We start from the raw sequence: 22,148 nt of genomic DNA on the forward strand, positions 1-22,148 counted from the left end.
CCCATGTTTGTTGATTCCCACTGTCACCTGGACTTTCCCGAACTCATCGAGCGCAAGGACGACATCCTCGCGCTGATGGCGCAGAACCAGGTCGATCAGGCGCTGTGCGTCAGCGTCAAGCTCGAGACTTTTCCGCGCGTGCTGGCGCTGGCCGAGGCCTACCCGCATCTGTATGCGTCGGTCGGCGTGCACCCCGACAATAACGATTGCGAAGAGCCCGATGTCGCACGCTTGCTGGCGCTGGCGGCGCACCCGCGGGTGGTGGCCATTGGCGAGACCGGGCTGGATTATTACTGGCACAAAGACAAACCCGAGTGGCAGCGCGAGCGATTTCGCACCCATATCCGGGCCGCCAATGCCTGCGACAAGCCGCTGATCATTCACACCCGCGACTCCGCCGACGACACCTTGCGCCTGATGCGCGAGGAGGGCGCGTCGGCGCCGGGCGGCGTGATGCATTGTTTTACAGAAACCCAGGCGGTGGCCGAAGCTGCGCTCGATCTGGGCTTTTACATCTCCTTCTCCGGCATCGTCACCTTCAAGAACGCCAAGGCTTTGAAGGAGGTTGCGCGTTATGTGCCGCTGGACCGGATGCTGATCGAAACCGACGCGCCCTATCTCGCGCCGGTGCCGCATCGCGGCAAACAGAATGAACCCGGCTTCGTCAAACATGTCGCAGAACACATCGCCGAGTTGCGCGATGAGTCGGTCGAAACCATTGCACGGCAGACGACCGAGAATTTCAGAACACTGTTCAAGATTGTGTGAGGCGACATGCTCCTTTTTAAACGCGCGGCCCTGGGCCTGACGCTGCTTTTCTCGATGGCTGTTCAACCGGCCCTGGCCGGTGCCTACGATGATTCCATCAACGCGGCGCGCATGGGCGATACCGGCGAGCTGACCGAGCTGCTGCGTCAGGGGCTGGAGGCCGACACTGTCGATGCGAGTGGCAACACCTTGCTGATGCTCGCCGCCCGCGAAGGCCAGTTGGACGCGGTGGATCTGCTGCTGCGCAGCGGCGCCCGTGCCGGCAAGCGCAATCCGGCCGGCGACAGCGCGATGATGATGGCGGTGCTCAAGGGGTATCAGCCGATTGTCGAGCGACTCCTCGCAGCCGGCGCGCCGATCAACCACGATGGCTGGACGCCGCTGATCTATGCCGCTTTTCAGGGGCAGACCGATATCGCGCGCTTGCTGATCGAGCGCGGTGCCGATATCAACCAGCGCGCGCCCAATCTGGCAACGCCCTTGATGTTTGCGGCCCGCAATGGCCATATCGAGATCGTGAAGTTGCTGCTCGATCGCGGTGCAGACACCAACGTGGTGAATGACCAGAATCGCACCGCGCACAGCTGGGCATTGGAGAACGGTAATACCGATATTGCCGAGCTGCTCGAGCGTCGCGTGCCGTCTGTTTTGAAAGTCGCCCCTGCGCCGGCAAAGCCGAAGCCAGCGGGCGGCACGCTGCGCGTAGTGATCGAGTAAGTCGGGTCACACCGCTGTTGCGGTGCCGCCTGATGCCTCAGGCGCCGTCGTCGGGGGGCTCGGCCTGATCGCGCAGCAGCGGGCGTAGCCCATCAAAAGGGCCATCCAGCGCTGCGTTGGCGGCCTTTTCCATGGCGCGATACTGGCGCAGCACGTCATGGCCCGTGGCCGACACCTCTGCGCCACCGCCGCGTTTTCCCCCCGTTACCGTCAGCACCACTGGCTGCCGAAAGCAGCGATTCATGGCGTCGACCAAGGCCCAGGCGCGGGTGTAGGACATGCCCATTTCGCGCGCCGCGGCCGAGATCGAGCCATGCCGGCCGATGGCTTCGAGCAGGGTGGCCTTGCCGGGCCCGAGCGCGATCTTGTCGTCGAGCATGATGCGGACTTGGTGGCGGAGGCGGGCGGTCATGGCGGCGGTCCTCAGGCGGGTTCGATGTGCTCGATCATCAGCTGTACCGAGCTGACGCCATTGTATTCATTCACCGACAGCCGATAGGCCGCGTGAATCGAAGCGGGCACCGGCTCGGCGTAGTTGAAAAAGATGGCTTCGAAGCGGGTGTTGTTCTTGCGCAGCGCCAGCTTGAGGTGGCGATCCTTGAGCAGGCGCTGGTTGTCGACCTCGAACACGTCGTCGAACACCGGTGCCGGAAAGCTCTGGCCCCAGATCGCGTTCTCAAGATGGCGCGCGGTTTCGAGCGTCATGTAGCCGGTTTCGAGCGGGCCGTCGGTGTCGACCCGGCGGGTCAGGTCAGCCGGGTCGATCATGGCGTTCACCACCGCCTCGAAGGCGGCCGAGAAGCGTTCGAAGTCCTCGGCGCGGATCGTCAGGCCCGCGGCCATGGCGTGGCCGCCGAACTTGAGGATCAGGTCGGGCATCTGCTTACTGACCAGATCGAGCGCATCGCGCAGATGCAGGCCTGGGATCGAGCGGCCCGAGCCTTTGATCTGGCCGTCGTCACCCGGCGCAAACGCCACGACAGGCCGGTGGAATTTCTCCTTGATACGCCCCGCGACGATGCCGATCACGCCTTGATGCCAGCTCGGCTCGAACAAGGTGATGCTGGCGCGCTCGCCCGGCACGAAATCGTCGAGCGTGAGCAGGGCATCGGACTGCATGTCGGCCTCGATGCTGCGGCGTTCGCGGTTGAGGCGGTCGAGCTCCTGCGCGATGTTCATGGCGCGGGCGATGTCATCGGTGATCAGACATTCGATGCCCAGCGACATGTCGGCCAGACGGCCCGCCGCGTTCAGGCGCGGGCCGAGGCCAAAGCCCATGTCGAAGGTGCTGGCGCGTGTCGGCTCGCGGCCGGCCGCGCTGAACAGGGCGCGCACGCCGGCGCACATCTGGCCGGCGCGCATGCGGGCCAGCCCTTGCGACACCAGAATGCGGTTGTTGCGATCGAGTGGCACCACGTCGGCGACCGTGCCGAGCGCGACCAGATCGAGCAGCGTGGCCAGATTCGGCCCCTTGCCGTCGTCAAACGCGCCGCGGGTGCGCAGCTCGGCGCGCAGCGCCAGCAAGGTGTAGAACATGACGCCCACGCCGGCCAGCGCCTTGCTCGGAAAGCTGCAGCCCGGCTGGTTGGGATTGACGATCACATCGGCCTGCGGCAGCGCGTCGCCCGGCAGGTGGTGATCGGTGATCAGCGTGGCGATGCCGAGCGAGCGGGCCTCTTCGACGCCATCAATGCTGGCGATGCCGTTGTCGACGGTGATGATCAGGTCGGGTTCGCTCTGCGCGGCGAGCTCGACGATGGCCGGGGTGAGGCCATAGCCGTATTCGAAGCGATTCGGCACCAGATAGGCCACCTCGGCGCCCATCGCGCGCAGGCCGCGCACGGCCACGGCGCAGGCGGTGGCACCGTCGCAGTCGTAGTCGGCGACGACCAGCATGCGGGCGCCGGCCTCGATGGCGTCAGCGAGCAGAATGGCGGCGTCAGACACGCCCTGCAGCTGGGTTGGCGGAATGAGCTTGGCGAGCGCGTCGTCGAGTTCGCTCGCCGCCGTAATGCCGCGCGCCGCGTACAGGCGGGCCAGCGTCGGGTGGAGGCCGGACTCGGCCAGTCGGCGGACAGTGGCGGGGTTGGCCTTGCGGGGCACGATGCGCGTCATGAGTAATTGGCCAGCGTGAAGGTTTCGAGCGATTGGGGCTTGCGCCAGAAGCACCACAGGTGGCGCTTGGAGAGCGTGATCTGCCGGCCGCCGCGTTCGTCGGGCAGCGTCAGTGTCAGCGTCTTCAGTGTGCCGGCTTTGAGGGCGGCGAGCGCGGGGGCAAACCAGTGCTGTTCGAGATCGAGCACGGCGGCTTGCCAGGGGTCGAGATCGAGATAGAGGCTCGCATGGTAGGCGTCTGGCAATTCGACCAGCGCGTCGCCCGCGGGAAGGTCGGCGAAGGTGTCCGGTCGCGTGGGTTCGCACCCGGCCGCGCGGGCCATGCCGCGCACTAGCGGTGAGCTTGCCGCGATGTGTTGGGCCGGCGGCGTCAGCGATGCCGGCAAGCGGCCTGCGCCCCAGAACCACACGCTGTTGATGGCGCGTTGGCCGGCCGCTTCGCGGGCGCGATTGATCGGGTGATTGTGCAGCACCACCTGGATCTCGTTCATGGTGCGCTGCCAGACGAGCGCGTCGCCATTGCTCGGCAGGTAGTGCACGATCGGCCGGCCGGTGGTGGCCGACAGGCGTGATAGTTGTGCGGTGGGCGGCTGCTTGGGATGCAGATACCAGCGATCCGGTGTCGGCGCTTCGAATCGGCCGATATCGGCGAACTCGGCATTGAGCGCGTCAATCAGCGCGTCGGCCTCATCGCGGGTGATGGCCAGCTCGCCCGCATCGGTCAGCAGCAGGTGGCTGCCGGCAAAGTGCAGGTGGCTCGGGTCGGCGCACAGCAGCGGTGTGTCGACGCGCAGGGCGTCGGCTTCACCCCAACGGCGCAGGGGCGCATCGGCGAGCGTGGCGGTGTCGGTGTTGAAGAATCGCGCCCAGGTCTGTTCCGGCGTTTCGGCCGGTTCGGCGCGGTGGCGGCCGACGCCGAGCAGGCGCGACAAGGCCGGCAGCGTGAGCGTGTGGGCAAAACCGCGGGCATGAATACTGGGCCAGATCAGGCCGGGAACGAGCAGGTGAAGATGCATGTTTGTGACCCGAAAGCAGGCGCCGATTCTAGCATGCAGCGGTCTCTTGCCTTGCCGGGCTGAGCACGCTGCATCGCATCGTTGGCCGACATTAGGCACAATGGCGACCTTGCTGATTCGAGGCCAATTGCCCGATGCGATATGAAACGCTCATCGGTTTGCGCTATACCCGCTCGCGAAAGCGGGCGCAGGGGCGCAACCAGTTTATTTCCTTCATTTCCCTGGTGTCGATGCTGGGCATTGCACTGGGCGTGGCCGCGCTGATTGTGGTGCTGTCGGTCATGAACGGCTTTCAGGAAGAGCTGCGTACCCGGATTCTCGGGGTGGCCTCGCACGCGCAGGTGACCGGCGCAGCGGGTGACATGGAGGCCTGGCAGCAGGCGGCGCAGACCGCGGCGGAGCATCCCAATGTTCAAGGGACCGCACCGTTTGTGCAGGCGCAGGGCATGCTGTCGTTTGACCAGAATGTGCGCGGCGTGATGGTACGCGGTATTTTGCCGGCCGAAGAGGACCGCGTGGCCGATTTCAGCAAGACCATGCGCGTGGGGACGCTCGACGGGCTGCAGGCCGGCGGCTTCGGGATCGTGCTTGGCGTCGATCTGGCGCGGGCGCTGGGCGCACGTACCGGCGACAAGGTGACGCTGATCGCGCCGCAAGGCCTGGTCACGCCCGCCGCGGTTTTGCCGCGACTCAAGCAATTCACCGTGGTGGGCATTTTTGAAGCCGGCATGTACGAGTTTGATGCCGGTCTGGCGCTGATTCATCTGAACGATGCGCAAGTGCTGTATCGCATGGGCGACCGGGTCAGTGGCGTACGCCTGAAGCTCGACGACTTGTTTGCCGCGCCGCGCGTGATCCGCGAGCTGGCCAATCGCTACGACACCCGCACCGTGTTGTCCGACTGGACCAGCAGCCATGCCAATTTCTTCCGTGCCGTGGCGCTGGAGAAAAAGATGATGTCCATCATCCTGTTTCTGATCGTTGCCGTGGCGGCGTTCAATATTGTGTCGACCCTGGTGATGGCGGTGCAGGAGAAAACGGCCGACATCGCCATTTTGCGCACCCTCGGTGCCAGCCCCGGATCGATCATGAGCATCTTCATCCTGCAGGGCGCGATCATCGGTATCGTTGGCCTGATTGCCGGCGTGATTGGCGGCATCGCGCTGGCCACGAATCTGGATGTGGTGATTCCCGCGCTCGAGGGTGTGCTCGGCACCACCCTATGGAACAAAGAGATCTACTACGTGACTGAAATGCCGTCCAAAATTCTGCCGGCCGACGTGATCACCATTACCTCGGTGTCGTTCGTGCTGACCCTGATCGCGACTTTGTATCCGAGCTGGCGCGGCTCGCGGGTAAATCCGGCGGAGGCGCTGCGCTATGAGTAATCCGACTCCCCCGGTGCTCGCCTGCGAAGGCTTGTCGAAGCGCTTTCGTGAAGGCGCCGATGCGGTCGAGGTACTCAAGGACGTGTCGCTTTCCGTCGCTCGAGGCGAGCGGATTGCGATTGTGGGTGCGTCCGGCTCCGGCAAGAGCACGCTGCTGCATCTGCTCGGCGGGCTCGATGCGCCCACGGCGGGGCGGGTGAGCGTGAATGGTGGTGATGTGTCGCGGCTGTCTGATGCGGCACGCGGGCGGCTGCGCAACCAGGCGCTCGGCTTCGTGTATCAGTTTCACCACCTGCTGCCCGAGTTCTCGGCGCTGGAAAACGTCGCCATGCCCTTGTATATCCGCCGCATGCCGCGCGCCGAAGCGGACGCCAAGGCGGCCGAGATGCTTGAGCGGGTGGGCTTGGGGCATCGCGTCAGCCATACGCCCGGTGAGCTCTCGGGCGGCGAGCGCCAGCGTGCGGCGATTGCCCGGGCGCTGGTCACGCGTCCGGCCTGCGTGCTGGCCGATGAGCCGACCGGCAACCTGGACAGCAAAACCGCCGGCGCGGTGTTTGACCTGATGCTCGAACTCAACGCCGCCGAAGGCACGAGCTTTGTCATCGTGACGCACGACGTGCAGCTCGCAGCGCGCGCTGAACGGGTGCTGACCTTGACCGACGGACGGTTGGCCTAAGCATCAATGGATCGGCCCGGGTGTGTAAACATCGGCTGAAATCACCGCAGGGTGCGGCTTTTCGGAGAAACGCTGCCTAGCGGCACGTATGTCCTTGGGCCTAGCGCCACAATGGCTCCTCGCCTGTATGCAAAAACGCTGATTCAAGTTGTAAGACGCGGTGACGTGAATAGCCCTCGTATACGACCACTGTCTGGAGACAGTTATGCGAGTTCTCTTTGCCCCTGCCGTGCGCTTGCTCAATCAGTTGCGCTACACCACCAAGTTTTTGCTTATCGGTGGCACGGCCGCCGTTGCGTCGATGTTTCTGTTGTTCCAGCTGTATTCACAGATTCAGGTGTCGCGGGACATGACCGCGCAGGAGCAGTCCGGCCTCGTCGTGCTTGATGCGACCATCAAGGCGCTGACCAAAATGCAGCAGCACCGCGGCACCACCTCAGGTCTGCTGGGCGGTGACACCAGCCTTGCACCCAAAGTGGCGGCGCTGGCGCAAGAGGTCGAGCAGGCGGTGGCCGGTGTCGATGCCGCGCTGAGCGGTCCAGGGGCAGACTTTGACCTGGCCGGTCCCTGGGGTGAGATCAAGAATCGGTGGGCGCCGCTCAAGGGCGGTACGCCGAACGAGCGCGGCGGCAACTTCAAGGCCCACACGCAGATGATCGAGAACATGCTCACACTGATCGGAGACATCGGATCGCAGTCGCGCCTGTCCTTTGACCCGGATGCCGATGCCGCCAACCTGATCGGCGCCTTGCTCACCGCCGTGCCTGAAATGTCCGAGCGTCTTGGCCGTTTGCGCGGTATGGGCACGGGCATCATCGCGCGGGGCGTGCTGACGCTGGATGACGAAAAATCCATCGTTCGCCAGCTCGGTCAGCTCGAGGTGACCAAAGACGCGCTGATGGACCGCTTCCGTCGCGCGGCACGCCACAATCCCTCGCTGGAGGCCGCTTTGAAGCAGGCCGGCGAAGACATCACTGCGGCGCACAAAAACTTGCGGGATGTGACCCAGGCTCAGATCGTTGATCAAAAATTCGATATCAAACCCGAGGCGTTTTTTGCCGTGGGCACCAAAGCCATTTCGAGTCTGATCGGCCATAGTGACAGCACTTTGTTTCCCAGCGCCGACGCGTTGCTCAAGGTACGGGCCGATCAACTGACCCGCTTGCTGGTGATTGAATTGCTGGTGTCTGTGACCACCATTCTGATCGCCGGCTACCTGTTGGTCGGCATGTATCTGTCGATTGTCGGCTCGGTGCGCGAACTGACCGCCGGCACAACACAGATGGCGCAGGGCGACTACACCACACGCGTCGACTTTTCGGCACGCGACGAGCTGTCCGATGTGGCGCATCAGTTCAACGGCATGGCGGAACGCTTGGCGGCAATCATTGCTCAGGTCAAACGTAGCGCCGAAGATCTGCGGGCCGCAGCGGGTGAAATGGCGACCGGGTCCGGTCAGGTTGCCGAAGGCTCCGAGCGGCAAAGCGAAGCCGCCGCGAGCATGGCGGCGGCGGTTGAGGAGATGACGGTGAGTATCGACGAGATCAATCGCCATGCGCAGGCCGCGTCGACTCAGAGCGCCGACTCGGGCCGGCTGTCAAAAGAGGGCGGCGACGTGGTGCGTCAGTCGGTGACCGAAATGGAGCGCATCGCCGAGTCAGTGCATGAGGTGGCGAGTGTCATTCGTGACCTCGGCGACCAGTCCGGCAAGATTTCGACCATCGTCAATGTGATTCGCGAAATTGCCGAGCAGACCAATCTGCTGGCGCTCAACGCGGCCATCGAGGCCGCGCGGGCCGGCGAAACCGGCCGCGGGTTTGCGGTGGTGGCCGACGAGGTGCGCAAGCTCGCCGAGCGCACCGCCAAGGCCACCGGTGAAATCACCGGCATGGTCGAAGCCATCCAGAGCGGCACGCAAAAAGCGGTCGGCACCATGGAAAGCGGCGTCGAGCGCGTGCAGGAAGGCGTGGTGCTGACCAAGCGCGCCGGCGAGTCGATGGAGCAGATCAACGCGGGCGCGGCCAATGTGGTGGTGTCGGTCGAAGATATCTCGGCAGCGCTGCGCGAACAGAGTGCCGCGAGTACCGACATTGCGCGCAACGTCGAGGCGATCGCTCAGATGAGCGAGCAGAACAGCGCGGCGGTCCGTGATACCGCCCGCACGGCCGAGCGGCTGGAGGGTTTGGCGCGTTCCTTGAGCGACGAGGTGGCGCGCTTCAAAGTCTGAGCGCAAGGCTAGCCAAACGGGGCGTGACCGGTCAGTTGCCGGTCGCGCCCTTGTCGTTTCTGGCGCGGCGCTTTTTCTGCCGGGTGTGCCAGGCGTGCATCAGGTGCAATCGCCACACGCCACGCACCACAAAATAGCCGGTGACGGCCAGACCGTTGGCGAGCACCAGCAGCCCGAGCAGCAGGGGGCGGCCAAGCCCCAGCACCCAGGCCGACATGGCCGACATCCACTGAGTGATAGCCATGGTGGTGATTTCGGGCGGCGCCACGAAATGACTGCCGCCGCCGAGCAACCAGTCACCCAGCGTGAAGGCCAGCAAATAGAGCGGGACGATGGTGAAGGGGTTGGTGTAGAGCGTCGTGACCAGCGCCAGCGGCAGATTGACCCGAAAAACCACGCATCCGAGCGCGGCGCCGATCATCTGAAAAGGGCCGGGAATCAGTCCGCAGAAAAGTCCCACGGCGACGGCACCGGCCGCGGAGTGACGATTCAGATGCCACAGGCTGGGATGCAGGAGGGTGCTGCCCAAGGGGCGCAGCCAGCGATTGTTGTGCACGCTGGCGTGGTCAGGGAGAACGCGCTTGAGGAGTTTTCGCATGGTGGTTGGCGTGGATTCTAGCGTGGCGTGCACGCGATCTGTCTAAGAGTGGCCGGATCGCGCTAAAGTGCCGGCCTATGCAAATGGCAATTTTTGGTGTGCTTTTGGCATTGCTGATCGTTCAGCACGCTGCCAGCGTATTGCCTGTGTGGGGCAGTGCGGGCCTATGCCTTGTTGCTGCGGCCGTGGCCGTGGCATGTTGGCGCACGCGCGGCCGGTGGCAACGGCAGGCATTGTGCCTGATGCTTGGGCTATCGGTCGGCCTGGCCTACGGAAGTCTTCGCGCGCAGTGGCGTCTGGCCGACCAGCTCGATGACGCATTCGATGGCGCAACCTACACCTTGACCGGCGTCGTGGTCGGATTGCCGGGGCGACCGGATGACGGGCTGCGATTTGAGTTCGCGCCCGATGCGGCCCCGGTCGGGCTTCCGAGTCGTTTGTCGCTGAGCTGGTATCCCAAGCCGGGGGTGGTGATCCCTGCCATCGTGCCAGGTCAACGACTGACGATCGAGGCGCGATTGAAAGTGATTCGCGGCCAGCACAATCCGAATGGATTCGATTACGCGGGGTGGCAGTTTGCGCGCGGCGTGGGTGGGCTGGGGTATGTGCGCACGCTGGCGCCGGTCGACGCGCCTGTCGCGAGGGGTATCGGTGCGCGTATCGATCGCTGGCGCGATGCGATTCGGGCCCGAATCCATAGAAGCGTGGAGCCAGACATTGCGGGCGTGCTCACCGCCATGGCCGTTGGCGATCAGCGCGGCATGTCGGACGCCACGTGGTCGAGCCTGCGCAACACCGGCACCGCGCACCTGGTGGCGATCTCTGGCCTGCATGTGTCGATTGTGGCGATGCTTTTCGGCGGGCTGGTCGGTTGGCTGTGGCGGCGTATTCCGCGCGCCGTGCTGTGGCAGCCGGCGCAACGCGCTACCGTGGTGGCTGCCGCCGTGGCGGCATTGGCGTATGGCGCGCTGGCCGGGTTTGGCGTGCCGGTGACGCGCAGCGTCCTGATGCTGCTGACCGCCTGTGTGGCGCTGCTGTCGTCGCGCCGCCCACCGGCGAGCCGTATCTGGTTGCTGGCGCTGCTGGGCGTGATGGTGTTCGACCCCTGGTGCGTGATCTCGGCGGGTTTCTGGTTGTCGTTCGGCGCGGTCGGCGCGTTGATTCTCATGTTGTCGGGGCGCCACGGTGTGCGCGGCCGCGTGTCGGGGTTTGCGTCGGCGCAACTGGCGGTCACGGTATTGACGGCGCCCTTGCTGCTCGTGCTGTTCGGCCAGCTATCGCTGGTGTCGCCGCTTGCCAATGCGGTGGCGATTCCGCTGGTGAGCGCTCTTGTGGTGCCTCTGGTATTGCTGGGCGCGCTCTTGCCGGGCGATTTCTTTCTGGTCATGGCGGCGTTTGTGATGGAACACCTGATGAGCGCGCTGACCTGGGCTGCCGAACTGCCGTTCGCGGTCTGGTCGATGGCAACGCCGCCATTGCCACTGATGGTGCTTGCCCTGATCGGTGCCGTGTGGGCCATCATGCCGCGCGGTACGCCGTGGCGGGTGCTGGGCTGGGTGGCGTGGGCGCCGGTGCTGCTGTGGTCGCCGCCGCGCCCGTCGGCGGGTACGTTCGAGGCCCGGGTGATTGATGTCGGGCAGGGCTTGGCGGTTCATGTACGCACCGCCAGGCATGATGTGCTCTACGACACCGGCCCCGGTTACTACCGCGGGGGCGATGCGGGCGAACGCCATGTGGTGCCCTACCTGCAAGGCGCTGGCGTCGGTACGCTGGATTTGCTGGTGGTCTCGCACGACGACATGGACCACGCCGGCGGCGCCGTCAGCGTATTGCGCAGCTTTCCCGTCCGTCGTGTTGTGACGGGGCAGGGGGTGGCTTTGGGCGCTGGCCCGGCGCCGACACCGTGCCATGCGGGGCAACGCTGGATCTGGGACGGTGTGAGCTTTCGCTGGCTGCACCCGGCGGCGGATGCGCAGTTTCGTGACGACAACGACCGCTCCTGCGTGCTGCATGTCTCGGTGCCCGGCGGGTCACTCTTGTTGCCTGGCGATGTGTCGTCCCGTGCTGAACGCGCGGTGGCAGCGGCGGGTGGATGGCCGACAAGCACGGTGGTGGTGGCGCCTCACCACGGTAGCCGCAGTTCATCCTCCGAGGCCTTGGTGGCGGCGGTCAATGCCGGTCATGTGGTGTTCTCCAGTGCCTATGGGAATGCGTTCGGGCATCCGGTGGTGGCGGTGCTTGAGCGTTGGCACGATGCGGGCGCGCAGATTTGGCGTACCGACCTGCAGGGGGCGGTGTCCGTGCGGCTGAGTACAACCGGTGCGCAGCTTGTCAGCGAGCACGCAGAACGGCCTCGGTATTGGCATCGCAAGCGTGCAGATCCCAGGCGGGCCGATGCTAGACTGATGTCCTCTGCCTCGGTCGAATGAGTGTTTGAACATGGATCTTTTGAAATCCCTGAGCGGCTGGATGGGCTCGCCTCCGTCGCAGATGCGTCATCGCACGGTGCAATGCGCCGGCGCACACGGTCTGCATCGCATGGCCTATACCGAGTGGGGTGACCCGAGCAATCCGCGGGTGTTGGTGTGCGTGCATGGCTTGACGCGCAATGGCCGGGATTTCGATTTTCTTGCCGCAGCATTGTCGCAGCATTACCGCGTGGTCTGCCCCGATGTGGTCGGTCGGGGCCGCAGCGAGTGGCTGAGCGTCAAAACGGAGTATGGGTTTCCGCAATACGTGGCCGACATGGTGACCCTGATCGCGCGGCTGGATGTGCCCGAAGTGCATTGGGTCGGCACCTCGATGGGCGGGCTGATCGGCATGTGCCTGGCGTCCTTGCCCGGCACGCCGATCAAGCGCCTGGTGCTCAATGACGTGGGGCCGATGATTACCGTCGAGTCCATCGAGCGTATTGCGGAGTATGTGGGCGCTGCGCCGGTCTTTGCCGATCTCGACACGGCAGAGCGCTACATTCGCGAGGTGAGTGCGCCTTTCGGCCCCTTGACCGATGCACAGTGGCGCCATCTCACCGAGCATGCGGTGAGCGCTGTCGATGGTGGGCTGGCCATGGTCTACGATCCGGGCATTGCCGAGGCGTTTCGCAAGACACCCCTGTCCGCCGACGTCGACTTGTGGGCAATGTACGACGCCATTTCGTGTCCGACCCTGGTCATCCGCGGCGCGGAGTCCGATTTGCTGCTGCACGAAACGGCGCAGGAGATGAGCCGCCGGGGGCCGAAGGCGTCGCTGGTGGAGTTTGAAGGGATCGGTCATGCACCCATGTTGCTGGATGCACGCCAGATCGAAGCGGTCAGTCAGTTTCTACTGGCCGACTCAGGTCGCTGATCACCGGCGAGGCGGTGCATGCCTCGCCAGGCGCGTGTCGCGCTCAGCGCAACAGGCGGCCGTTGCGATCGAGGATCGAGATGTCGGTGTAGCTTGAGCCATCGTGACTGGCGCTGCCGTAGCGAATGGTCACGCCGCCGGCATCAAAGGTGCCCAGCTCGTTCAGTGCTGCCAGAATGCGCGGCCGCGTGGACTCCCCGGCACGACGAATGCCTTCAACCAGCACCTTGGCCATCAGATAGCCCTCAAGAATGGTGTGATCGGGAGCCTCCTTGGCGCCGATTCGCTGAAGGTCTTCGCTCAGATCGCGGCTGATGGTGATGGCCTGTGATTCCGGCTTGGGCACGACCTGGACAATACCCAGCCCGTGGGCCATTTTGTTGCCGATTTTTTCAGCCACCTGCGGCCCGGCCGTGACCGACACAGCAATCATCATGGCAAAGCTGCCGGCCTCGCGCATGCCTTTGACAAAGGCACTGCTGGCGGCGGTGTTGGAGACCAGGATGATGCCGTTCGGGTCGGTTGCGTGGATGGATTTGATGGCCGCTTCAACCTCGGTGGTGCCTTTTTTGTAGGCCCCCACGGCAACGAGATCCATGCCGAATGCCGCGAGCGCCTTCTTGGCGGCAACGAGGCCATCCTCACCGAAGGGGTCGTCCTGATGGAGCACCGCAATGCGCTTCAGCCCCATGCTCTGCATCTGTCGAACAATGGTGTCGACTTCAGCGGCATAGCTGGCGCGGGTGTGAAAGATGTGGGTCGGCACGGGTTCGCGCAGGATCATGGCGCCCGAGCGCACGCCAACGAGCCCAATGCCGGCCTTTTCGAGCAGGCCTTCTTTGAGCACCGCCGCCACGTTGCCGGTACCGACCAGGCCCACGAGCGCGACGGGGGCTTCCTTGTCGATCAGGTCGCTCGTTTGCACGAGGGTTTCCTTGACCTTGTATCCGTCATCACGGGTCACCAGCTTGAGCTTGCTGCCGCGAATGCCGCCGGCGGCATTGACACGTCCGAAATAGGCTTGTATGCCGAGATTGACGCCTTTCCCGGTGGGGGCCAGCGTGCCGGTAAATGGGGCGACCTGACCGATCACAATGTCGGCAGCCAGGGCAGGGAGCGACATCGCCGAGACGGCAAGACTCAACATGAGGGCGCGAAGCGTGCGGGGTGTTCCGGTCATGGTGTTTGCCGTTCCTTTTTGATAAGCGTATGCGCGTGCGTAGTCTTATCGACCGTGCGCGCGCACACTTGAGCGCGGGCACGGTCTTGATTGTGTTGCGTCGGCTGGAGTGCCCTTAATGCAGGTGGCGCGGCATCTGCTCGTCGGGCGTTTCGGGAAGTTCGGCATGAACCGCTTCGCCCTCGGGTGAGGGATAGAGCGGGGCGCCGCAATCGTCGCAGTACTCCATCGGAAAACGGTGGTCCAGCGACAGAATCTCGGTCACGCCACTTTCGCGCAGTGTGGCTTCAATCTGCGTGAGCACGTCGGGCCCATCGTCTTCGGCGCCAAGCAAGGGCCAGACAATGCCGTGCACGACCTGATCGGCGTCCTTCAGGGTCAGACCGATGCGGAATTCCTCCAACTGGAGGTCGTGGAAGGGCGCGATGATCGCGCGCAGATTCGACGCCGGCGCCTCGAGTGTTGCACCAAGAAAAGCCACCGATGCACGCACGGCGTAGGCGCGGCTCTCGCGATCGGCGCGGCGCGAGGCGGCAAAGTAAGCGTCGGGCAAGACCACTTCGACGGCGCACCCGGGCAACAGCGGAATCAGGCAGGCGCCGCCCTGGCTGCGCCACTGGGTGAGCGCGTGGTCGCGATCGCCGGCGTTTTCCTGCCAGCGGAACATCGGCGTGCCGCGCGGGACGGCCACGGCAAACAGCAGATAACGGGTGTCGGACAGAAACTGCGTGGTTTCGGGTAGCGACGCCACGTCAATCGACAAGTCCTGATCGGCCTGGGCCGCCACGCCGATCTCCTCGGCGAAACGCGCCGTATTGCAATAGCCGACGGGCAGTTGGTCCGGGCTGAACAGGTAGTTGGCGACCGACAGCCGCACACCATCGGCCAGCACGTGCGCCTGCAGGTGTACGCGCAGATTGGCCAGCACCGCATCGGAAATGGCGAGCGCCGGAATGCGGTAGCGCGACCACGACAGCAGCGGCGCGGCGACCAGCAGCACGTCTTCATCGGCGAGTTTGCGACCGGCATTTTCGGCGCGGGACTCGACAAAATCGGCAAGCTCGTCATAAGCCGTCAGGCTGCTCGAATAGAGCTGGTCGAGCGCGCTGTTGATGGTGTCTTCGTCGCCTTCGTCCAGCAACTGGTCAATCAGCTCGGTGAGCTGATTTTCCCAAAACCGGTCTTCGGCACGGCTGCCGGACTCGGCCAGGCCGTTGGCCAGCCAGACGAGACGCTCGGCGTCGGGCCCGAGGCCGCTGCGGCGTTTGCTACGGGGACGTTTCATGAAATCTTGCCCTGGGGTTTGGAGGGACCGGCCCGGTGGCGGGCTGGCCCGAGGGAGCGGGGCGCCATTCTACATGGCCGGATCAATAGCCTCGCTTGTTCAGATGGACGTCCTGCATGATCTTGGTGGCAATCTCTTCAATCGAGCGTGCCGTCGAGTCCAGCCAGGGGATGCGCTCACGCTCCATCAGGCGCCTGGCTGCGTCGATCTCGTAGTGGCAATTGTCGAGCGAGGCATAGACGCTGTCGGGCCGGCGCTCCTGGCGAATTTGCGACAGACGCTCCGCGCTGATGGTCAGGCCAAACAGTTTGCGGCGATGCTTGTGCAGCTCGGTCGGCAGCTTGCTGCGCTCGAAGTCTTCGGGAATCAGCGGATAGTTCGCTGCCTTGACGCCGAACTGCATGGCCAGATACAGGCTGGTGGGCGTTTTGCCCGAGCGCGATACGCCGACGAGGATGACATCGGAGACATCCAGCTCGGCGTGCGAGACGCCGTCGTCGTGCGCCAGTGCGAAGTTGATCGCCTCGATACGGTTCTTGTAGTCGAGACTGTCCGCAATGCCGTGGAAGCGGCCCACCGTGTGAGTGGAGCGTTGGCCAAGCTCTTGCTCCAGCGGCTCGATGAAGCGCTCGAACAGGTCAAGAAAAAGCGCGTCGGCATTGCGCAGGCCGGCCACGAGTTCAGGCCCGACCAGCGAATTGAAGACAATCGGACGGGTGCCGTCGCTGCGGCCGGCTTCACGAATGCGTGTGGCGCAGTCCCGCGCTTTTTCGATTGAATCGACAAAGGGCAGGCGGACTTGCTTGAAACGCATGTCCGGAAACTGGGCAAGCAAACTATGGCCGAGTGTTTCAGCCGTGATGCCGGTGCCGTCGGAGATAAAGAATACAGTTCGGGTAGAGAATTCTGTCATGGGTCAAGGTGTGGTTAGCATTTCGGGTATACCTGTCTTTGCCGCAAGGCAGCAATTCCTTGTAAACTCCGATTTTCAGTTTTTCTGACTCCTTCTGGAAGAGCCCCATGAGCCGTTACGTTATCCCGTTTGAAGAACTACGTATGTCTGACGTCGAGCATGTCGGCGGCAAGAACGCTTCACTCGGAGAAATGATCAGCCAGCTACCCGCCAGTGTACGTGTTCCTGGCGGCTTCGCAACGACTGCAGATGCTTATCGTGAATTCCTTGCCCATCAAGGTCTGGTCGATCGGATCAATGCTGCACTCGATGCGCTGGATGTCGACGATGTCGATGCGCTGGTCAAGACCGGCACCGAGATCCGTCAATGGATTGTCGATCTGCCCTTCCCGGCCAAGCTCGAAGAAGAAATCAAGGCGGCTTACGCCAAGATCACCTCCGAAGGCGAGGGCAGCTTTGCCGTTCGCTCTTCCGCAACGGCTGAAGACATGCCCGACGCGTCGTTTGCCGGCCAGCAGGAAACCTTCCTGAACATCCACGGTTACGACAACATCCTGCACGCGATCAAGGAAGTCTTTGCGTCGCTGTATAACGATCGCGCCATCGCCTATCGCGTTCACAAAGGTTACGCACACGCCGATGTCGCCTTGTCGGCCGGCGTGCAGCGCATGGTGCGCTCCGACACCGGCACCTCGGGCGTGATGTTCTCGCTCGATACCGAATCCGGCTTCAAGGACGTGGTGTTCATCACCGCCTCGTACGGTCTGGGTGAGACGGTGGTGCAGGGCGCCGTGAACCCGGACGAGTTCTATGTGCACAAGCCCACCCTGGCACAAGGCCGCCCGGCCGTGGTGCGTCGCAACCTGGGCTCCAAGCTGATCAAGATGGTGTTCACCGACAAGTCCGTCGCGGGCAAGTCGGTCCAGACCCTGGATGTCGAAGAAGCCGATCGCAATCGCTTCTCGCTGAGCGACACCGATGTGCTCGAACTGGCGCGCTACGCCGTCATCATCGAAGAACACTACGGTCGCCCGATGGACATCGAGTGGGGCAAGGACGGCGAAGACGGCAAGCTCTACATCCTGCAGGCGCGCCCCGAAACGGTGAAGAGCCAGCAGTCCGGCCATGTGCTGGAGAAATACCGCCTCAAGCAATATGGCAAGGCACTGACGCACGGCCGCGCGATCGGCCAGCGCATCGGTGTGGGCCCGGTCAAGGTGATCCGCGATGCCGCCGAAATGAACCGCGTACAGCCCGGTGACGTACTGGTGACCGACATGACCGATCCCAACTGGGAACCGGTCATGAAGCGCGCCAGCGCCATCGTCACCAACCGCGGCGGTCGCACCTGCCACGCCGCCATCATCGCGCGCGAACTGGGCATCCCGGCCATTGTCGGTTGCGGCAACGCCACCGAACTGCTGCACGAAGGCGATTCGGTCACCGCGTCCTGCGCCGAAGGCGACACCGGCTACGTGTATCGCGGCAAGCTCGACTTTGAAGTCATCACCACCGACACCGGCAATCTGCCGGAGATTCCGGTCAAGGTCATGATGAACGTCGGCAACCCCGAGCTGGCTTTCGAATTTGCCCAGATTCCGAACGAAGGCGTTGGTCTGGCCCGCCTGGAATTCGTCATCAACAACATGATCGGCATCCACCCCAAGGCCATCCTGGAGCTTGATCAGGTGCCCGCCGGGCTGCGTCAGGAGATCCTGCGCCGCTCGCGTGGCTACGAAACGCCGCGCGAGTTCTTTGTCGAGAAGCTGGTCGAAGGCGTTGCCGTCATCGCCGCCGCCTTCTACCCGAAGCCCGTCATCGTGCGTCTGTCCGACTTCAAGTCCAACGAATACCGCAAGCTGCTCGGTGGCGAAATCTACGAGCCGGAAGAAGAAAACCCGATGCTGGGCTTCCGTGGTGCGTCGCGCTACATCTCCCACAGCTTCCGCGACTGCTTCGAGCTCGAATGCATCGCCATGAAGCGCGTGCGCGATGTGCTCGGCCTGACCAACGTCCAGCTCATGGTGCCATTCGTGCGCAACGTTGAAGAGGCGCGCGAGGTTGTTGAACTCCTGGCTGAAAACGGCCTTGAGCGCGGCGTGAACGATCTCAAGCTCATCATGATGTGCGAGATCCCGTCCAACGCACTGCTCGCCGAGCAGTTCCTCGAGGTGTTCGATGGCTTCTCGATTGGCTCGAACGACCTGACCCAGCTCACGCTCGGTCTGGACCGCGACTCGGGTCTGGTGGCGCACGCGTTTGACGAACGCGATCCGGCGGTCAAGCAGTTGTTGTCGATGGCCATCCAGGCGGCCAACCGCCTCGGAAAATACGTTGGCATCTGCGGACAAGGGCCGTCGGACCACGCCGACTTCGCCGAATGGCTCATGGATGAAGGCATTCAGACCATTTCGCTGAATCCCGATACGGTCGTCGATACCTGGCTCAAGCTGGCTGCACACCGCAAAGCCTGAGTCCGTTGTTAGCCCAAGCCGGCTTGAGGCGTTGAGTCACGCCCTCAAGCCGGCTTGCTTATTGCCGATACAATGCTAGACTTTCGCGGTTACGACTCCGACAGGATCTTGCGATAACGCAATTTTGTCGGATCCGATATATGGGATGATCACGCGGCTCGATGGGCTTTTCCATCAGTAGCGAATCAGACAGACTCGACGGAGTGGAAACGAATGGCCTTCGTCATTCTCTCCGCCAAGGCGCTGACCCAGTCCAAGGTCCGCACGGTTAGTGGGCGGACTTTTTTGCTGGGCGTCTCGGCTGCAATATTGCTAACGCTTGCGAGCGGCATTTGGCTCGGCACGCGGCTCGTTGAGCCGCCGGAGCCAATCCTTGTGGCGACAGTCGATGAGGCTGCGGTCAGTATCGACGCGCCCGAAGACAAATTCGTGATCGACCGCCTCGGCGAACTCACTGGCCGCCTGTTCCGTCTTGAATCCGATGCCAAGACCCTCGCCAATCGCGTGGGTGTGCTCAACGCCTTCGAGCGTCGCCTCAAAGGCAGCGCTGCGCCGGGTGTTGCCAAAACCGGCCCCGCGGGCGGCCCCATGATTCCGCCGATTGGCGAAGCCTTTCTACGCAAGCAGGCCTTCGACTTCAGCTCGGCGCAAACCGGTCTGGATCAGCTCGAAGACGAACTCGCGCGTCTTGATCAGGTGCTCTCGTCCATTGATGAGCGCGCATCGACACGCAAATTGTCCTACATGATTTTCCCCAGCCGTCCGCCGGTCACCGAGGGCCGTCGCAGTTCGGTGTTTGGGAACCGCTACGATCCGTTTACCGGACGTCGTGCCTTCCATAGTGGTCAAGACTTTGCTGCACCATCGGGCACCCCGATTCGCGCCAGCGCAGGCGGCAAGGTCATTGAAGCCGGCTATCACCGTGAGTATGGAAACAAGGTGGAAATCGACCACGGCAATGGCTTGGTCACGCGCTATGCGCATGCCTCAAAGCTCTATGTGAAAGAAGGCGATGTGGTCACGCCGGGTCAGAAAATCGCAACGGTCGGTTCAACCGGCCGTTCGACCGGCCCGCACCTGCATTTCGAAATTCTGGAAAACGGCGAGTTTGTGGATCCGGTGCATTACCTCGCCGGCTCCTGACGCCGACGCCCCGTGACCTGGTTTCGTCGCAAATCCGAAACACGCGATCTGTCGAACGACGCCTTTGTTCTGGCGACGGAGAAGCAGCAGCGACGCAACTGGACGCCGTTACTGCTGATCGTTCTGATTGGCAGCGCTGCTTATGCCGGCCTGCAGTACTTTGAAGCGCAACTCATCCCCGCTACTGACCGAGTCGCTGAACTCGAGCGTGAAAACGCCAAACTTCGCGACGAGCTCGAATTGCAGCGGATGAACCTCAGCGTCGAGCAAGCCACGCGCGCCGAACTCGAAAAGGAACTGAGCGCCCGTTCCGCGGAAATCAGCCGCCTGGGTGACGAGTTGGCATTCTTCAAGAACGCCCAGAAAAAGCCGTAAACTTTCCAATCTGCTTTAAGTGCATCGCAATGACGCACCGAACTTTGTGCGCCCCCGCATCCGAGGAGAATTTCCCATGTTTGGCAAGAAAAAATCAGACAACGCTAAGTCTATTGAAATCAACAAGTTGTCCAGTTTGATTGCGGATAATGTCGAGATTGTCGGTGATGTGATTTTTTCTGACGGCCTGCGCGTGGATGGCCGAATTGAAGGCAACGTCATCAACAAGGGCGACGAGCGCGGCTTGCTTGTCCTGAGCGAGCGCGGTTGCATTGAAGGCAGCGTTCGAACGCATGATGCGGTCATTAATGGCACAATCATCGGCGATGTGACGGTCTCGCACTTTCTGGAGCTTCAGCCCAAGGCGCGCGTGACTGGCAACATCAGCTACAGCCAGTTGCAGATGGATTGCGGCGCCTCGGTGGACGGCAAACTCGAGAAGCTCGAAGAGCCGGATGCAGGCACCAAGGTCGTCAAACTGGGCAGCACCCCGACGGCGGCGCCCGTTGCCGCAGCGTCTGGCAAAAAAGACTAAGCAAACGCTGCTTTAAAGGACTTCCATGGAATTTGTGCCCACCTGGTGGCACTGGCTGGTCGTGGGCATCGTCTTGATGCTCGCCGAACTGGCCATCCCCGCATTTTTTGTTATCTGGTTCGGCCTGGGCGCAGTCCTGGTCGGCTTGCTGTTGCTCGTTGCGCCGGCCCTGTCGCTGACGGTTCAGTTGTTGCTGTGGACGGTTGCGTCGGTGGGGCTGACGGTGTTGTGGTTTCGCGTGTTCCGCACCGATCAACACAAAACCCGGATCGGTCGGGCTGGCGGCACGGTGATCGGCGAGGTCGGCCTGCTGACCACGCCGGTTGCGCCCTTTCAGCCCGGCCAGGTGCGTTTCCAGAAGCCCGTTCTTGGGGCCGAGCAGTGGGAATGCCGGGCCGAAGACACCATCGCCTCGGGTGAGCGCGTGCGTGTGCTGTCGGTTGAAGGTAGTTACGTTAACGTCATCAAACATCACTAAGGGAATAGCATGCCAGACGTTTTGATCGTCATGATCGCGGTGTTGATCTTCGTGATCATCACCATCGCCAAAGGGGTGAGGATTGTTCCGCAGGGTGAGGAGTGGATTGTCGAGCGCCTTGGCAAATACCACGGCACGATCATCCCCGGCCTCAATATCATCATTCCCTACCTGGACAATGTCGCTTACAAGCTGGTGACCAAGGATCTGATCCTTGACGTTCAGGAGCAGGAGGTCATCACCCGCGACAACGCGGTGATCCTGACCAACGCGGTAGCCTTCGTGAAAGTGACTGACCCGGTCAAAGCCGTGTATGGCGTGACCGATTTCGGCGAAGCCATCCGCAACCTGATCATGACCACGCTGCGTTCGATTCTGGGCGAAATGGATCTGGATGAGGCGCTCTCGTCGCGCGACAAGATCAAGGCCCGGCTGCGTGAGAGCATCGCCGACGAGGCGGTCGATTGGGGTCTGACCGTCAAGTCGGTTGAAATTCAGGACATCAACCCGTCGGCCTCCATGCAAAAAGCCATGGAAATGCAGGCTGCCGCCGAGCGTGAGCGCAAGGCGATGGTGACCCGTTCCGAAGGAGCCAAGCAATCTGCCGTGCTCGAAGCCGAAGCGCGTCTTGAAGCCGCCAAGCGCGACGCCAGCGCACAGGTGATGCTGGCCGAAGCCTCGGCCGAGGCAATCCGCCGTGTGGCAAATGCCGTGGGAGACAACCCGGTGCCATTGCAGTTTGTGCTGGGTGAAAAGTACGTCGCCGCCATGCGCGACCTGAGCCAGTCCGACAATGCGAAGACGGTGATTTTGCCGGCGGATATTCAGGAGGCGGTCAAAGGCCTGTTTGGCAAAGTCGCCCGCTAAGACGCACAACGCAAAACGAAAGCAATCAAGGCGGCCTGCGGGCCGCCT

20 protein-coding genes are annotated in these 22,148 nt (G+C 63.0%); 13 read left to right on the plus strand and 7 right to left on the minus strand.

Annotated elements, in window-relative coordinates:
* Positions 1-3 precede the first annotated feature (3 nt).
* Both FHP89_RS16235 and FHP89_RS16240 read left to right on the plus strand, forming a co-directional pair.
* Positions 4-768, plus strand: a complete 765-nt coding sequence (locus FHP89_RS16235; RefSeq protein ID WP_144178713.1) for a TatD family hydrolase — start codon at positions 4-6, stop codon at positions 766-768.
* A gap of 6 nt (positions 769-774) precedes the next feature.
* Positions 775-1,485 (plus strand): ankyrin repeat domain-containing protein, encoded by a 711-nt coding sequence (locus FHP89_RS16240; RefSeq protein WP_144178714.1) that lies wholly within the window; start codon positions 775-777, stop codon positions 1,483-1,485.
* 37 nt (positions 1,486-1,522) lie between these two features.
* On the opposite strand, the gene FHP89_RS16245 is transcribed toward FHP89_RS16240, so the two are convergent.
* From FHP89_RS16245 to FHP89_RS16255, 3 genes are read right to left on the minus strand one after another with little or no spacing between them, the layout of a single operon-like run.
* Entirely contained in the window at positions 1,523-1,897 is a 375-nt protein-coding gene (locus FHP89_RS16245) for a winged helix-turn-helix domain-containing protein (RefSeq protein ID WP_144178715.1), read from the minus strand.
* A gap of 11 nt (positions 1,898-1,908) precedes the next feature.
* Positions 1,909-3,600 carry a single-stranded-DNA-specific exonuclease RecJ gene (recJ, locus tag FHP89_RS16250; RefSeq protein ID WP_144178716.1) on the minus strand — a complete coding sequence of 564 codons (1,692 nt, stop codon included), beginning with the start codon at positions 3,598-3,600 and terminating at the stop codon, positions 1,909-1,911.
* On the minus strand, positions 3,597-4,616 hold the full coding sequence (locus tag FHP89_RS16255) for a hypothetical protein (protein WP_144178717.1): 1,020 nt from the start codon (positions 4,614-4,616) through the stop codon (positions 3,597-3,599). The genes recJ and FHP89_RS16255 overlap by 4 nt, the downstream gene beginning before the upstream one ends.
* Positions 4,617-4,750: 134 nt before the next feature.
* Between FHP89_RS16255 and FHP89_RS16260 the strand changes: the two genes are divergently transcribed.
* The 3 genes from FHP89_RS16260 to FHP89_RS16270 all read left to right on the plus strand — a co-directional run bounded on the left by FHP89_RS16260 (position 4,751) and on the right by FHP89_RS16270 (position 8,907).
* Positions 4,751-6,004 (plus strand): lipoprotein-releasing ABC transporter permease subunit, encoded by a 1,254-nt coding sequence (locus FHP89_RS16260; RefSeq protein WP_144178718.1) that lies wholly within the window; start codon positions 4,751-4,753, stop codon positions 6,002-6,004.
* Positions 5,997-6,680, plus strand: coding sequence for a lipoprotein-releasing ABC transporter ATP-binding protein LolD (lolD, locus tag FHP89_RS16265; RefSeq protein ID WP_144178719.1), 684 nt, complete (start codon positions 5,997-5,999; stop codon positions 6,678-6,680). Before FHP89_RS16260 ends, lolD begins: the two co-directional genes overlap by 8 nt.
* Before the next feature lie 205 nt (positions 6,681-6,885).
* Positions 6,886-8,907, plus strand: coding sequence for a methyl-accepting chemotaxis protein (locus FHP89_RS16270; RefSeq protein ID WP_144178720.1), 2,022 nt, complete (start codon positions 6,886-6,888; stop codon positions 8,905-8,907).
* A gap of 31 nt (positions 8,908-8,938) precedes the next feature.
* On the opposite strand, the gene FHP89_RS16275 is transcribed toward FHP89_RS16270, so the two are convergent.
* Positions 8,939-9,505 carry a DUF2062 domain-containing protein gene (locus FHP89_RS16275; RefSeq protein WP_144178721.1) on the minus strand — a complete coding sequence of 189 codons (567 nt, stop codon included), beginning with the start codon at positions 9,503-9,505 and terminating at the stop codon, positions 8,939-8,941.
* Between the two features lie 83 nt (positions 9,506-9,588).
* Between FHP89_RS16275 and FHP89_RS16280 the strand changes: the two genes are divergently transcribed.
* Positions 9,589-11,934 (plus strand): DNA internalization-related competence protein ComEC/Rec2, encoded by a 2,346-nt coding sequence (locus FHP89_RS16280; protein ID WP_260851643.1) that lies wholly within the window; start codon positions 9,589-9,591, stop codon positions 11,932-11,934.
* 10 nt (positions 11,935-11,944) lie between these two features.
* Complete coding sequence (locus tag FHP89_RS16285) at positions 11,945-12,850, plus strand: alpha/beta fold hydrolase (protein ID WP_144178723.1); 906 nt, start codon at positions 11,945-11,947, stop codon at positions 12,848-12,850.
* 43 nt (positions 12,851-12,893) lie between these two features.
* On the opposite strand, the gene FHP89_RS16290 is transcribed toward FHP89_RS16285, so the two are convergent.
* From FHP89_RS16290 to ppsR, 3 genes are all read right to left on the minus strand, one after another.
* Positions 12,894-14,030 (minus strand): ABC transporter substrate-binding protein, encoded by a 1,137-nt coding sequence (locus FHP89_RS16290; protein ID WP_144178724.1) that lies wholly within the window; start codon positions 14,028-14,030, stop codon positions 12,894-12,896.
* Between the two features lie 115 nt (positions 14,031-14,145).
* Positions 14,146-15,315, minus strand: a complete 1,170-nt coding sequence (locus tag FHP89_RS16295) for a DUF2863 family protein (protein ID WP_144178725.1) — start codon at positions 15,313-15,315, stop codon at positions 14,146-14,148.
* Positions 15,316-15,397: 82 nt separating this feature from the next.
* Positions 15,398-16,228: a posphoenolpyruvate synthetase regulatory kinase/phosphorylase PpsR gene (gene ppsR / locus FHP89_RS16300; RefSeq protein WP_144178726.1), complete on the minus strand. Its 831-nt coding sequence runs from the start codon at positions 16,226-16,228 to the stop codon at positions 15,398-15,400.
* 107 nt (positions 16,229-16,335) lie between these two features.
* Between ppsR and ppsA the strand changes: the two genes are divergently transcribed.
* The 6 genes from ppsA (at position 16,336) to FHP89_RS16330 (ending at position 22,100) form a co-directional block, all read left to right on the plus strand.
* Positions 16,336-18,702, plus strand: a complete 2,367-nt coding sequence (gene ppsA, locus FHP89_RS16305) for a phosphoenolpyruvate synthase (protein ID WP_144178727.1) — start codon at positions 16,336-16,338, stop codon at positions 18,700-18,702.
* Between the two features lie 375 nt (positions 18,703-19,077).
* Complete coding sequence (locus FHP89_RS16310; protein ID WP_260851642.1) at positions 19,078-19,845, plus strand: M23 family metallopeptidase; 768 nt, start codon at positions 19,078-19,080, stop codon at positions 19,843-19,845.
* Positions 19,846-19,857: 12 nt separating this feature from the next.
* Positions 19,858-20,220, plus strand: a complete 363-nt coding sequence (locus FHP89_RS16315) for a hypothetical protein (protein WP_144178729.1) — start codon at positions 19,858-19,860, stop codon at positions 20,218-20,220.
* 76 nt (positions 20,221-20,296) lie between these two features.
* On the plus strand, positions 20,297-20,755 hold the full coding sequence (locus FHP89_RS16320; RefSeq protein ID WP_144178730.1) for a bactofilin family protein: 459 nt from the start codon (positions 20,297-20,299) through the stop codon (positions 20,753-20,755).
* A 25-nt stretch (positions 20,756-20,780) separates the two neighbouring features.
* Entirely contained in the window at positions 20,781-21,233 is a 453-nt protein-coding gene (locus FHP89_RS16325) for an NfeD family protein (protein WP_144178731.1), read from the plus strand.
* 9 nt (positions 21,234-21,242) lie between these two features.
* Positions 21,243-22,100: an SPFH domain-containing protein gene (locus FHP89_RS16330; protein WP_144178732.1), complete on the plus strand. Its 858-nt coding sequence runs from the start codon at positions 21,243-21,245 to the stop codon at positions 22,098-22,100.
* Positions 22,101-22,148 lie beyond the last annotated feature (48 nt).

The sequence above is a fragment of the Denitromonas ohlonensis genome (assembly GCF_007625205.1).
GTDB classification, from domain to species: Bacteria; Pseudomonadota; Gammaproteobacteria; order Burkholderiales; family Rhodocyclaceae; genus Nitrogeniibacter; species Nitrogeniibacter ohlonensis.

Coding starts and splice junctions, on each gene's coding strand:
- FHP89_RS16280 (WP_260851643.1), top strand. CDS start 9,589: ATGGCAATTTTTGGTGTGCTTTTGGCATTGCTGATCGTTCAGCACGCT.
- FHP89_RS16290 (WP_144178724.1), bottom strand. CDS start 14,030: ATGACCGGAACACCCCGCACGCTTCGCGCCCTCATGTTGAGTCTTGCC.
- FHP89_RS16260 (WP_144178718.1), top strand. CDS start 4,751: ATGCGATATGAAACGCTCATCGGTTTGCGCTATACCCGCTCGCGAAAG.
- FHP89_RS16325 (WP_144178731.1), top strand. CDS start 20,781: ATGGAATTTGTGCCCACCTGGTGGCACTGGCTGGTCGTGGGCATCGTC.
- FHP89_RS16235 (WP_144178713.1), top strand. CDS start 4: ATGTTTGTTGATTCCCACTGTCACCTGGACTTTCCCGAACTCATCGAG.
- FHP89_RS16275 (WP_144178721.1), bottom strand. CDS start 9,505: ATGCGAAAACTCCTCAAGCGCGTTCTCCCTGACCACGCCAGCGTGCAC.
- FHP89_RS16240 (WP_144178714.1), top strand. CDS start 775: ATGCTCCTTTTTAAACGCGCGGCCCTGGGCCTGACGCTGCTTTTCTCG.
- FHP89_RS16285 (WP_144178723.1), top strand. CDS start 11,945: ATGGATCTTTTGAAATCCCTGAGCGGCTGGATGGGCTCGCCTCCGTCG.
- FHP89_RS16295 (WP_144178725.1), bottom strand. CDS start 15,315: ATGAAACGTCCCCGTAGCAAACGCCGCAGCGGCCTCGGGCCCGACGCC.
- FHP89_RS16270 (WP_144178720.1), top strand. CDS start 6,886: ATGCGAGTTCTCTTTGCCCCTGCCGTGCGCTTGCTCAATCAGTTGCGC.
- FHP89_RS16330 (WP_144178732.1), top strand. CDS start 21,243: ATGCCAGACGTTTTGATCGTCATGATCGCGGTGTTGATCTTCGTGATC.
- ppsR (WP_144178726.1), bottom strand. CDS start 16,228: ATGACAGAATTCTCTACCCGAACTGTATTCTTTATCTCCGACGGCACC.
- ppsA (WP_144178727.1), top strand. CDS start 16,336: ATGAGCCGTTACGTTATCCCGTTTGAAGAACTACGTATGTCTGACGTC.
- lolD (WP_144178719.1), top strand. CDS start 5,997: ATGAGTAATCCGACTCCCCCGGTGCTCGCCTGCGAAGGCTTGTCGAAG.
- FHP89_RS16245 (WP_144178715.1), bottom strand. CDS start 1,897: ATGACCGCCCGCCTCCGCCACCAAGTCCGCATCATGCTCGACGACAAG.
- FHP89_RS16320 (WP_144178730.1), top strand. CDS start 20,297: ATGTTTGGCAAGAAAAAATCAGACAACGCTAAGTCTATTGAAATCAAC.
- recJ (WP_144178716.1), bottom strand. CDS start 3,600: ATGACGCGCATCGTGCCCCGCAAGGCCAACCCCGCCACTGTCCGCCGA.
- FHP89_RS16255 (WP_144178717.1), bottom strand. CDS start 4,616: ATGCATCTTCACCTGCTCGTTCCCGGCCTGATCTGGCCCAGTATTCAT.